The organism is Roseburia sp. 1XD42-34 (assembly GCF_009917385.1).
Classification (GTDB): Bacteria; Bacillota; Bacilli; order Bacillales; family Amphibacillaceae; genus Virgibacillus.
Map to the genome: position 1 here is coordinate 65,648 of NZ_QWLJ01000005.1, position 12,694 is coordinate 78,341.

14 protein-coding genes are annotated in these 12,694 nt (G+C 37.4%); 2 read left to right on the forward strand and 12 right to left on the reverse strand.

The window, feature by feature from the left end; genetic code table 11:
* Positions 1-208 precede the first annotated feature (208 nt).
* The gene (gpr, locus tag D1839_RS03685; protein WP_120378623.1) at positions 209-1,315 is read right to left on the reverse strand and encodes a GPR endopeptidase; all 1,107 of its coding nucleotides are present in this window, start codon (positions 1,313-1,315) and stop codon (positions 209-211) included.
* Between the two features lie 364 nt (positions 1,316-1,679).
* Here gpr and rpsT point away from each other — a divergent pair, with 364 nt between their 5' ends.
* Positions 1,680-1,946 carry a 30S ribosomal protein S20 gene (gene rpsT / locus D1839_RS03690; protein WP_120378622.1) on the forward strand — a complete coding sequence of 89 codons (267 nt, stop codon included), beginning with the start codon at positions 1,680-1,682 and terminating at the stop codon, positions 1,944-1,946.
* A gap of 182 nt (positions 1,947-2,128) precedes the next feature.
* Here rpsT and holA read toward each other — a convergent pair whose 3' ends face one another.
* Complete coding sequence (gene holA, locus D1839_RS03695; RefSeq protein WP_120378621.1) at positions 2,129-3,163, reverse strand: DNA polymerase III subunit delta; 1,035 nt, start codon at positions 3,161-3,163, stop codon at positions 2,129-2,131.
* Positions 3,164-3,512: 349 nt separating this feature from the next.
* Between holA and D1839_RS03700 the strand changes: the two genes are divergently transcribed.
* Positions 3,513-3,647 (forward strand): YqzM family protein, encoded by a 135-nt coding sequence (locus tag D1839_RS03700; protein ID WP_120378620.1) that lies wholly within the window; start codon positions 3,513-3,515, stop codon positions 3,645-3,647.
* 758 nt (positions 3,648-4,405) lie between these two features.
* On the opposite strand, the gene D1839_RS03705 is transcribed toward D1839_RS03700, so the two are convergent.
* The 10 genes from D1839_RS03705 to yqeH form a co-directional block, all read right to left on the reverse strand.
* A complete protein-coding gene (locus D1839_RS03705) occupies positions 4,406-6,679 on the reverse strand; it encodes a DNA internalization-related competence protein ComEC/Rec2 (RefSeq protein WP_120378618.1) in 2,274 nt (757 codons plus the stop codon).
* A gap of 5 nt (positions 6,680-6,684) precedes the next feature.
* Positions 6,685-7,257 (reverse strand): ComE operon protein 2, encoded by a 573-nt coding sequence (locus D1839_RS03710; protein WP_120378617.1) that lies wholly within the window; start codon positions 7,255-7,257, stop codon positions 6,685-6,687.
* Between the two features lie 197 nt (positions 7,258-7,454).
* On the reverse strand, positions 7,455-8,060 hold the full coding sequence (locus tag D1839_RS03715) for a helix-hairpin-helix domain-containing protein (protein ID WP_199689936.1): 606 nt from the start codon (positions 8,058-8,060) through the stop codon (positions 7,455-7,457).
* Between the two features lie 128 nt (positions 8,061-8,188).
* Entirely contained in the window at positions 8,189-8,938 is a 750-nt protein-coding gene (locus D1839_RS03720; RefSeq protein WP_120378616.1) for a class I SAM-dependent DNA methyltransferase, read from the reverse strand.
* A gap of 2 nt (positions 8,939-8,940) precedes the next feature.
* Positions 8,941-9,297: a ribosome silencing factor gene (rsfS, locus tag D1839_RS03725; RefSeq protein ID WP_120378615.1), complete on the reverse strand. Its 357-nt coding sequence runs from the start codon at positions 9,295-9,297 to the stop codon at positions 8,941-8,943.
* Entirely contained in the window at positions 9,297-9,875 is a 579-nt protein-coding gene (gene yqeK / locus D1839_RS03730) for a bis(5'-nucleosyl)-tetraphosphatase (symmetrical) YqeK (RefSeq protein ID WP_120378614.1), read from the reverse strand. The genes rsfS and yqeK overlap by 1 nt, the downstream gene beginning before the upstream one ends.
* Positions 9,865-10,431: a nicotinate-nucleotide adenylyltransferase gene (locus D1839_RS03735; RefSeq protein WP_120378613.1), complete on the reverse strand. Its 567-nt coding sequence runs from the start codon at positions 10,429-10,431 to the stop codon at positions 9,865-9,867. Before D1839_RS03735 ends, yqeK begins: the two co-directional genes overlap by 11 nt.
* Before the next feature lie 11 nt (positions 10,432-10,442).
* A complete protein-coding gene (gene yhbY, locus D1839_RS03740) occupies positions 10,443-10,733 on the reverse strand; it encodes a ribosome assembly RNA-binding protein YhbY (protein WP_120378612.1) in 291 nt (96 codons plus the stop codon).
* 1 nt (position 10,734) lies between these two features.
* A complete protein-coding gene (gene aroE / locus D1839_RS03745) occupies positions 10,735-11,574 on the reverse strand; it encodes a shikimate dehydrogenase (RefSeq protein WP_120378611.1) in 840 nt (279 codons plus the stop codon).
* A gap of 12 nt (positions 11,575-11,586) precedes the next feature.
* Positions 11,587-12,693 carry a ribosome biogenesis GTPase YqeH gene (gene yqeH / locus D1839_RS03750; protein ID WP_120378610.1) on the reverse strand — a complete coding sequence of 369 codons (1,107 nt, stop codon included), beginning with the start codon at positions 12,691-12,693 and terminating at the stop codon, positions 11,587-11,589.
* Between the last annotated feature and the right edge of the window lies 1 nt (position 12,694).

A 12,694-nucleotide genomic window follows, 5' to 3' on the forward strand; every position in this document is an offset into this window, starting at 1 on the left:
GTACTACGATCGTTACTAAGCTTTTTGAGTATTCTCTGTAAACTATTAACGCTTCTAGTTTACTCTATGTTTTAGATTCAAAAGCTAGAACCAATGATGTTATATATTAGGATTTTTATTCCTGAAATGATAGAGTGAAAGTTCTCATGGCACGCTATAAAAAAAGCACCCTCCATGAAGAGAATGCCTTTTCCACATTATTTGTCGCTTATCTGCTATAAGCGCTAAAGTTATCCACGTCGACTTTTTCATGAAGTGCCGCATTTACTCCGTTAGCTAGAACCGTAGCCATATCCTTCATAAATGCATCCACTTCTTTTGGTGTTACCATTAAATTATGCCCAAGAGGTGTTAGGACTTCTGTAATGAGCTTCCTTTTTTCTTCATCGTCCAACCCGCCTACGATCCCAAGAAAAGTTTCACGCTTTTCTTTATCTGGCATATCTTCTTTACTTAAACTTCGATCACCAAATGAAAGACCAGCAGGAGTTAAAGCTTTTGATGGTGCATCTTTTTCCCGCCACTCTCTGCCAAAATGTTTTAAGATAAAATCGATTGTATCGCTGGCAATCGTTACTGCATCAACAACGGTAGGGACACCGATTGCAATAACTGGTATTCCTAATGTTTCTTGGCTAATTTCTTTACGCTTATTCCCAACTCCAGATCCAGGGTGTATACCTGTATCAGACAATTGAATCGTTTCGTTCACTCTTTCAATCGAGCGTGAAGCAAGTGCATCAATACAAATAACAAAATCAGGCTCGAACTTCTCTACAATCCCAAAAATAATATTACTTGTTTCAATTCCCGTTACCCCCATAACGCCTGGCGTTACTGCTGCTGTTGAACGATATCCATTTGCAACTGTTTCATGCTCTAATCGAAATAGATGGCTTGTTACTAACACCTTCTCTACCGTCATTGGTCCGAGCGCATCAGGGGTTACATTCCAATTGCCAAGGCCAACAATTAACCCTTTTGCATCCTTAGGGATTTGATTAGAAGCTAATAATTCCTCTAACTCTTTTGCTAATACTTGGGCTGCCGAATACTGTCTATCTGTATCTTGGCGTTTTACGCCATCTGCATAAATCGTAATATATGTTCCTGCTTTTTTTTGCAGTAGTTTAGCACCTGTTTGATCGATATCTACGTAGGAAATTTTAATGCCATCCTTCTCTTTTTCTTTAATAGTTACACCTTTTATTGATTGTTCCGATTGATCTTGCTTCTCTACATACATATCTTTAGCTTCAACTGCAAGATCTGTCCTCACCTGGTAAGGAACAAATTGTTCATTTTGTTGCTCCATTGGTTATCACCCTTTATCCATTTTATTTTTAGTTTGAACAATGATACTTAACTCATACATGTAAGTAAATCATCCTTAAGGTAAAGCAATCGATAATAAGCAATTTTGGATATCTTTTTTGTATAGGCTTTCTTCCCTCCTGCCCTTGAATAATAAGGTATAGATTAGTGTCTACATTATCTCTTTCACTCAATTAAACAATAAAAGTTCACTTAAGTATGTTGTAGCTACTTGAAAACACATGCTTCCTTTGGTAAAATGACCTTTGTCGATAGACAAAAAAATTGGAGTCTCATAACGATTTGTTTTGGATCATAAACCGAGATACAATCGATGATGGTGTTAGTTTTAGGAGGTGAAGTCAATGGCAAATATTAAATCTGCAATTAAACGTGTTGATACAAATAGAAAGAAACGTTCTAATAATATTACACAAAAATCAACCATGCGTTCACACATCAAACATGTCGAAAAGCTAATTGAAGCAAAGGACAAAGAAAATGCGAGCATCGCTTATAATGCTGCTAAAAAAGCAATCGATAAAGCTGTTCAAAAAGGCGTTGTCCATCAGAATTTTGGAAATCGTCAAAAATCCCGTCTAGCTAACAAAATCAACCAGCTTGGCGCATAAAAAAACGATCCATTAAGGATCGTTTTTTTACTTCCAGACATTAACATATTACCTAGATATGCTATTTATGTTATTAGAGCATTACTACTTTCAAGCAGCGCCAGCGCGTACACTTCTTTGTATATATTGTAGTAAACCCTCGAGCGTTTTTTAGAACCATTTTAATGATACTTCTGTTACCTTTATGGTCGTACAACATTATTTCCTTGCACTAATTGATAAAGTAGCATTTCAAACGCCAAATCCTTTTCCATGCCTCCTTGCTTCATCACACTATCTGCTTCGGTAAGCTGATTCATGAAATATTGCAAAGCCTCTACTGAAAATTGTCCTTCTCGTTTTAAAGCTAATTTAATAACATATGGGTGGGCACCAAGCTGTTTTACCATTTGCCCCTGCGTATAGCCTTTTTGTTTCAATAGCTTCACTCTTAACAACATACGAAATTGAAATGCAAGTAAACCAACTAAAGCAATCGGTTCTTCTTTCTGCTTTTCTAAATCCCTATAGATTTCGATAGCTTGATGCAAATTGCGATTCATAACAGCATCTGCTAATCGAAGGGAAGAGCTTGTGGCAGTACGGGACATTAAGTTGTCTGCAATTTCTTTTGTCACCTGTCCATTTTCACCAACGTATAGGGAAAATTTATGTAATTCACTTTCTAAAAGGTGAAGATTCGTCGAAATTTCAGATTCAAGCATATCGTAAACTTCATCCGTTACGTGAATTTTCAATTGATCAGTGAGTTGCTCCATCCATTTCCTTAGTTCATATTCTTTAACTTCCCTGCAATTTGCTACAATCGCATGTTTTTTTAATTGTTTCGTTATTTTCTTTCGCTCATCTAATTTTTCATAAGGTGCAACCACTAATAAAATGGAATAATCTACCGGATTAGTTAAATAATTTTCCAATACTTCTAACTGATGGTCAACAGCATTTTTTTCCGGCTTTGCTTTTAGAAATGAAGCATTATTAGCAATAATTAATTTGCGATCTCCAAAAAAAGGAAACGTTTCAACATCTGCAATCACATCTTCAATAGGCGTTTCCTCTAAATCGTATACATTCAAGTTATCTTTATTGCCATCAATAGTTACTTGCTCTATTTTATTCTTTAGCTGTTGTATAAAAAAGGATTCATTTCCGTAAACTAAATATATAGGTGCTACTTGCTTTTTATTTAGCTGTTTGATTACCTCGATATAATCCATCATATCACTCCATATTTAAAACCTGTCTTATTTATGGTAAAGCGTATTGGAGAGAATGGCAAGGTAAAAAAATATGAGCTTCGACCGCAAAATAAAAAATCAGAGAGAGGGAAAATCCGGGTAAGAAAAGAACAATCCCTCTCTAATCTATATAAACGCTTAGTGAAAGGCCCTAGGAACCATGCACTAAACGATATTTGTTTTATTTCTATCATTTCCTTTCCGTTTGAAATTATCGATGTTAAGTCTTTCTAGTTTTGGTATGAAAACGTTTATATGTTACAATAAAGGTATACTGGATTTTTTTAATAAGTTAGCTTATACTATTGGTGATATGGGAGGGGTTAACATGAACGAATTTGAAAAGGATATTCAATCAAAAACAAATGACGTCGTCGATAACATTAAAGGCTTTACATTTTCGTTTGTTTTCTTTTTGTTAATTTTTGCAATTGGGGTAACGGTTAGTGTGCTGGGATCTTAATAAAACAGACATGAATAAGTAGCGTACATAAAGAGAGACTGATTTCAGTCTCTTTTTTTATTGTATAGGAAACTCTAAAATTAGATAATTGCGGATAATGAAATAACGGACTAGTCACGTCCGGCGCATGAGCCCAGCAACGATGCAACTTTAGAAATGCGCCCTCCGCTAAGACCTCATTGGTTTGTCGCTAAGAGAAAGGTCAACTAAAACAGGCTTTCCTCCAGATGTCGGCCTACCTTTATTTTCGTGGCATATTTCCTTTATCCCGTAAAAAGGCGTTGTAAATTCCTACGGTCTAAGGATGGAAGATGTGAGCGGAACAAGTCGAAGCGGGAGGTAACAGCACCTAAATCCCCTATTTCGTAAGGGCCTTTAGGTCATACCCTTGGGCTACTAACCAACAGGGGGGATAAAGAAAACCACGCTGTACCATTCACTACGTTGCTAAACGGGTGCTCTGCGCCTTTGTTCTTGGTGTATCATTGCTCATCATATAAATGTTATTTATACCAGAGATATCTTTATCTTTTGCAACCATCCAAAACCAAAAATGGTACAGTTTTACACATCTAATAAAGTATATGTTTTTAAGCGCTGTTACGTTCATGACAGTTTTACTAATTGTTTGGATAGTTATGGATTTCGAAGCCGAACAACGCACTGCTTCAAGCATTAAAACATCAGCTGAAATGATACGTAAGCTTTTAGTAGAAACTCCCATAGCACATATATTACATGATTATTTAAATATGTCTTTACCATTTTATAGGTGTAAATATCCCTGCCTTGTCTTGAAAATGATATTGAACAGCTCCATGTTGATCCGTTCGTAAGATAGTCACCCCTTTGTCTGCTAGCCTTTGTATCACATCATCAGCAGGATGCCCGTACCGATTATCTCTTCCCACAGGTATTAATGCGATTTCCGGTGAAAACTCTTGCAGGAGAGCTTCATCCGTTGACGTGTCACTTCCGTGGTGGGCCACTTTCAACACGTCTATCCTCAAGTTTGGATATTTGCTAATCACACCTTTTTCTTCCTCTTTTGTTATGTCGCCTGTAAACAGCCAATTTCTTCCTCCTAAATTTGTAAACAGCACCATGGAGTTTTGATTAGAGTCGTGGTTATCTTGCATCGGAGCAAGAATTTGCAACAAATGACCACCAACGTTTATTTCTGAATACCCCCTTGCTGTGATCAAGTTAACATCCTCTGGAAAACGGTTAAATTTAAGCTTTGCGGTATCAAAAAACGGGCTAACAATAATCGTATTTACTGCAAGCTCTTGAAATAAATACGGAACACTTCCAATGTGGTCCATATCTTCATGGGTTAAAATGACCGCATCTAATTGCTGAATCCCGCGCGAAAATAAATACGGCTTTATAACTTGCTCATATATACGCCTTGATGGAGCATGATCTGTAAATGAAAACGTTGCTCCAGCGTCAATAAGGATAACTCCTTTACGATAAGGTAATTCAATAACAAAAGCATCCCCTTGCCCAATATCTAACATGGTAACAGTACCACTTGGGGAAAAATAAGGACGTAAAGTATTTCCAATTAACAAGAGCACAATGAGGCATCCATAATAAAAAGCATACCGTAGCTTTTCTTTTTCCCAACATTGCATAAAAAGGATAAACAGGATGTAATAGAATAGGACAACAAACCAAGGTAACGGGCCGCTAACTAATGGAAAATGCAAATGTTCATCAAACCAATGAACAACTTGCATTGCTATATGGTGAATATTTATAAACCAATTATCCAGTAGAGAAACCCATGGCAGTGGGGTAAAGAGAAGTAATAAAAACATTGCTGGAATAACAAAAGTGGAGTAATAAGGCACCATTAATAAATTAACTACAATGGATGCAGGTTGAAATAACGAAAAGTAGTAAAATTGAATTGGCAAAATCGCTATCTGGGCAATAAAGCTAATATATAAAACTTGAAACAAGCGATTTTTCGTCTGAGAAAGAATTCTTTTTGATAAAAGTAAAGCAAACGTTACTGCAAACGAAAGCTGAAAACTAACTTGATACATAATAAATTTATCAGTAGCAAGCAAGAATAAAAATACAAGACTTAAAACATCTGTAACATTCCATTTCCAGCCTGTTTTATGAAGAGTGATCAAGATACATACCATTAAGCTAGCTCGCCACACAGAAGGTTCTCCGCCAGCTAAAACAGCATATATAGGGAGAAAGATAAGAATTGCCCATTCTGCCCATTCCTTGGTGAGTAAATTTAACTTAATAAGTACAAAGTATAATAAGCCTGTAATAATACCGACATGCAAACCTGAAATAGCGAGTAAATGACTCATTCCCCACCGTTGAAACAATTCAACTGTTTCTTCGTTTACGGATGAATCATCTCCGAAAACTAGCGCGCGCACCCAAGAAGAGGTTTCTTTACTTAATCGTTTATCCGTATAGTCCAATACAGAATGTCTAATTTGATCGAGGCTTTGCAATATTCCTCCATTCTTTACACATTGCAATAATTGCAAATTGGATAGAACAGCTTCATACCGGATTTCTTTCGTTAAAAGATATCTGCGATAATCAAATTGTCCGGGGTTGGTTGCAGTGTCAGGGATGCTAATTTCCGCCGTGAATGAACAAGTAGAACCATAGCGTATAGACTCATCGTATTTGTCCTCCTGTTTCGGAAAATACGTAACTGCAATTTTTTCATTTATCTGTTCGTCTTGGATAACAAAAGAAACCCGAGAAGTAGATTTTTCAACTGGACTGACAATTGATCCTGAAATAGTTATTGGATGCTTAAACGGATCCAACTGGTTGTTGCTAGATAGATGTGGAAGATAAAAGTAGAAAAAGAGAAGGGATAAAAAGGATAGCACCAATGGAAGGGTAGCTATCCGCTTGATGTAAAATAAATAACTAATCCATATAAGAAACATTCCAAAAAGCAATGTGCTGAATGAGATTAATATTGCCAGCATACTTATAAAAGCAGCACATGCGACAAAATGCCAATTACCATTCACACTATTCACCTTTCATCTAATTGAAATAGACGTACCGCTTCTTCTTTTAAATGCATTAATTCATCAGGATCGAGAGGTTTCTGATCCATTATTCGAACAAGCTCCTTCATAAATCGATGTTTCTCTGCATAGTTGGTATCAACCATAACATAATCAAGTACGACCTTCTTCGTTTCTACGCCAACCTCAGCAAATAAAGAAATCGCGTAAGGATGATTATGATAATCCTCAGCATAATAGACGGTCTGAATACCTGCTTGAATTAATTGCTTACAGCATTGCAAGCAAGGAAAATGAGTGACATAAATATCTGCCCCTTCTGTAGGGACACCGAATTTAGCACACTGTAATAGTGCGTTTGCTTCAGCGTGAATCGTACGAACACAGTGACCATCAATTACATAACAACCATCATCAATACAATGCACACTTCCAGAAACACTCCCATTATATCCACCAGCAATAATACGTTTATCTCGTACAATCGTAGCACCGACCATTAATCTAGTACATGTACTACGTAAAGCTAACAAGTGACTTTGTGCCATAAAATATTGATCCCATGAAATACGTTCCATTCGTACTCCCCTTTCAAACTCAACTATCCTATAGTTTCTTCCTTTTTCTGCTACTTTTAGATGGAGTATTCATTAAAAATAAAATACTATTCTCTGGGGAAACGCTATTTACAATAATGTCGAATTAAAAGCGTATCCAAAAGCTAAACAATGTTAACATCCCTATTAGAGACATAACTAGCCGCATTCAGAGCCACTCAAGGAACTTGAATTTCATCCTCTAGAGCTTCCAATGTTTTTTCGCCAATACCCGAAACATTCAACAAATCTTCCGGTTTTTGAAAAAGACCATGTTCCTCTCGATATTGAACAATTGCTGCTGCTTTTGCAGGTCCAATACCATTTAACGCTTCAATCTCTTCCGCAGTAGCTTGATTGATTTTGACTTTTACTGTTCCATTGCTTTGTTCATTAACTACCGATGATCCATTCTCTCCAACTGCTATTACATCAATAACCATCTCATCCTGAACTTTTAGCGCCAAATTCACCTGAGATTGATCCGCATTAGTCGTGAACCCGCCTGCTGTTTCAATAGCATCAACGACCCGTGCTTCTGATTCCATCTCATACACCCCCGGATGTTTCACTTCTCCCTTAATATCCACATATATCGATTGAGTTGCAGAAGTTTCTTCTTCCTGATCAGAAGAAGGATCAGTAGGATCTAGCGGCTCATCTTTCACCATCACTTTCGCATCTGTTCCGTGATCATCCTTCTCACTTGCCAATAATAAAACAACAATGATAGCGAGAGGGATTGCAACTATGAACAATATACGTTTCATTTTACTTGTGTACAAGGGATTCAACTCCTTTTCCTGAACCCATATTTTTCTTATAACCGGAGCAGCTTTTAGAGTCGGTTAACTGCTCCCTATAGGTTACTTCCACAAGAAGTATGAAAACTCCTTTTCGATTTAAAAAAGCATTATCTATCGCCTTTTTCAGCAGAAAAGAAAATCCTGGCTGTGTTTTCAGTTACACTATTTGCTTCTATCGAAAAATCCCCGTACATATTTATATTTCGAAAGCCTGTTTGCTGTAATAATTTTTTATAAAAATCAACAGAAAAAGTGCGTTGATGATGAACTTCGTCAAATCGAACGTAATCGCCCACTTCATTTTTTGAAAAAAATGTAAGCTCATGGAACATCTCACCTGTATGATCACCAGGCAGACAAAACCATATGTAACTCGCTTCTTCTGTAACATCAGCAAAGGTTTCATGTATATAATGATCCGTTACAAACGGCAATGCATGCACATCAAATAAAAAAACGCCTTTTGAGTTAAGTGCGTCATAAATGTTCTGAAATGTACGAAGCAACTCCTCCTCTGTAGTTATATAATTGATCACATCACAAAAACTAACAGCTGCGTCAAGGCCCATAATACCTTTTAACGCTCTTAAGTCTTGACAAATCCACTGAATAGATCCACTTGTAGCTCTACTTTTTTGCTCGGCGTTAGCTAACATATCCGTTGCATAATCAACGCCAATTACATGGGGATATAATTGAGCCAAGCGTAATGTAATCTCACCTGTTCCACAACCTAAGTCTGCAATATATTGTATATTTCTTGTTTGCAAAATTTGTTCCGTATAGTGCAACCACTTATCATATGGCGTGTTTCTCATTAGGCTGTCATAAATATCCGCCAATCGTTCATAGGCCATATTTACTGATCCTGCCCTATTTCAATCGGATAAGTTGCAGCATCTCCCCAAAGACGTTCTAAATTGTAGTAGCTCCTCTCCTCTTTGTGAAAAACATGGCAAACTACATCACCAACATCCACAAGAATCCATCTTGCTTGTTCAAATCCTTCTAATCGATGGACAGGAATATCGTTTTCTTCCATTTTTTCCTTGATACCTCTAGCAATCGCTTGCACTTGTCGTTCATTACTGCCATGACAAATTAAAAAATAATCTGCAACTAAAGAAACGCCATTCATTTCTAGGGCAATAATATTTTCTGCACGTTTATCGTCACATGCATCTGCTGCTAATTGTACTATTTGTTCATTTTTCATTACACACTACCTCCATAACCCAATCTCGTTAAATCATTATACGCATAAAGTGTATCTGGATAGACAGTAGCTTGTTTACCAATTAAAAAACAAATCGTGTTCGCCAAGGCTATCCAACAAGCTTTATGTAAATCATTCTGTGCTATTTTCCTCACTTCATCCACTCCGGGGAATTTCCTCCCAGGTTCAATATAATCTGCTAGGAAGATAATCATCTCTAACTTGCTCATATTTGCCTTTCCGGTAGTGTGGTAGCGAATTGCCCCATGAATTGCTTTATCCTTAAGTCCAAGTTCGCTTTCGATTAGGAGTGCACCTACTGGACCATGCCAAAGCTCATGATGGTAATGGAGCAGATCTTTTGGTAATACGGATGAGGTTTTAATCCAACGTGACAACTCTTCTTTAGGACGATATTTCGCATAATCATGCAGTACACCTGCTAACTCAGCCTTAGATACATCTTCTCCAAACCGATGAGCTAACGTTTTTGCCGTTTCAGCAACTCGTATTGAGTGAGCGTAACGTTCTTTTGTCAGTTGTGGTTTTACTTTTTCCATAGCAAATTCAATGTTCATATAACTGATGCTCCTTTATATATTGATAAACAGGAGCGGGTAACCAATATTGGACAGAAACGCCATTCATACACCGTTCTCGTAACACTGTTGACGAAATTTCAATCAAAGGAATGTCGACGATTAAAATCGAATATCGACTTTCCAATTGATAATTCGCACGTTTCACGCCAACGAATGTCACAAATTCTGTCAGCTCGTCAATGCGATACCAATGTGGTAAGTATTCCACCATATCTGCGCCAATAATAAAATAAAATTCATTATCAGGATGGCGTCTCTTTAGCTCCACGATGGTATCAATCGTATAAGACTTCCCGCTTCGTTCTATCTCAATCGTATCAACCTTAAAATAAGGATTACTTTTCGTAGCTAGACGAACCATCTTTAACCGCTGTTCTGGCCCCGTCTTTGCGTTGTCCTTATGAGGTGGAGTATAAGAAGGGATAAACCAAACTTCAGCTAAATCTAAAGCAAGCCGTACCTCTTCAGCAATGATTAAATGACCAATATGAGGTGGATCAAATGTTCCACCCAATATTCCTATTCGTTTCATAATCTCATCCTTTATGGTAGAACGATGTGCTTATTATCTTTGGATTCCTTATAAAGGACAATATTATTCCCTATTATTTGGACAACTTCCGCACCTGTTCCTTCTGCTAACTGCTCAGCAACTACTGTTTTATCCTCTAAACAATTTTGTAAAATGTTCACCTTTAATAGTTCTCGCTTTTCTAGAGCATCTGCGATTTGTTGAATCATATTTTCGTTAACACCCATTTTCCCTACTTGAAAAATAGGCTTCAATTGGTTTGCTTTTGCTCTTAAAAATCGTTTTTGTTTTCCTGTTAACATGTTATCTTCCTTTCAACATCTGTTCTAATTCTTCCTCCATTTGTCCAATATTGGGTTTACACCCTGTCCATATCTCAAAAGCATATTGAGCTTGATAAAGTAACATGGTATGCCCATAATGAACTTGTGCACCACTTTGTTTTGCTAGCTGTAAAAACTTTGTTTTGATGGGCTGATAAATGATATCACTATAAATAGGGATAGGTGAAAAATCAGCCTTTGTAAAAATAGATCGGTTTACATTTGGCTTCATTCCTACAGAAGTTGTCTGAATGACAATATCATAATCACCCAAGCAATCCTCAGCTGTTCCAAAAGAAAGTACTTGTGAGTCATGTTCACGATGCTGACAAATCGCAATAGCATGCTCTTTCGTACGATTAGCCAAATCAATTTGCTTAAATCCAGCCTCTTCAAGGGCTGTAAAGATTCCTCTAGCTGCTCCACCTGCACCAAGGATTAGTGCGCTACGGTCCGCTTCATGGAATAATTCCGGGAACTTCGACTGTAATGCACGAACATACCCAATGCCATCTGTATTGTAACCTATCCATTTATTATTACTATTTACAACGGTATTAACAGCTCCAATCTTAACAGCCCTCTCATCCATTTCATCCAAATAAGGGATAATTTTCTCTTTATAAGGAACCGTTACATTAAAACCATGCAATTCTAGTGATCGGAGTTGTTCTATAATTGTAGCAAAAGAACGTTCCGGATTCATTTCATAAATGCGATAACTCCCATTCGTACCCGTCGTTTCCATAAATCTTTCATGGATCCATGGCGATAGGGAGTTAGCGATAGGGTAGCCGATTAAACCAAGACGAAATAGCACCAAATATTCCTCCTAATTGAATGATTGACGAATAGAAACAGCTACACCTTTTGGACGATGTGCAGCTACTGTTGCCCCTTCACCTAAAATACTAACCCATCCTAAACCTGGAAAAACGATGTCATACTTACCTTCTTTGATGCGAAACGTATCTGAAATCATAGGCGGGATCTGATCTATCGACGCTTCAGTCGGTGGTATCAGCAATTCCCCGCTGTGATTTGCAAATAAATCGTCCGCTTTTTCCAGTTTTGTACGATGTATCGGTAATTGATTGGAAAAATAGCAAACAAACGACTGTTTATCCCCGTTTATAAAATCCAGCCGCGCTAACCCACCAAAAAACAGGGTTTGTCCAGCATTCAGCTGATAAATCCTTGGCTTTATCTCTTTATTTGGTGTGATGAGTTTCAAGTCTTTACCACTAATATAATGTGCCATCTGCTGTTTATTAACAACTCCTGGTGAATCAATCAGGGATGACGTATCATCTAAGGGGATCTCGATAAAACCAAGTGTCGTACCAGGAAAGTAAGAAGTTGTAATTACCTCACTAAATCCTGTAGATTGTTTGATTAATCGATTGATGAACGTTGACTTTCCGACATTGGTTGTTCCTACAATATAAACATTATCTCCCTGTCTATATTGTTCTATTTTCTCCGAAAGTTCAGCAATGCCATGTCCTTTTGCTGAAGAAATCAAGCAAGCATCTGCTACTTTTAAGCCCGCTTGTTTTGCTTGCGACCGCAACCATTGTAATAACTTCCTTGTATTAACAGACTTAGGAAGCAAGTCCATTTTATTTCCAACTAATAAAATAGATTTTTCTCCAACTAATCGTGGCAACCCATGAATTAAACTGCCGCCTACATCAAAAATATCCACGATATGGACAACCAAGCCAGACGTATCTCTAATGGAACTTACCATCTTCAAGAAGTCGTCATCGGTTATTGATACATCCTGAATTTCGTTATAATGTTTTAAACGAAAGCATCTTTGACATAGAACCACTTCCTTTTTCAGAGAAGAAACAGGTGTGTACCCTGGCTGATCTTTGTCTGTTGTTTGAATACGTACTCCACAGCCCTGACAATCTATCGTTTCTGTTTCCATC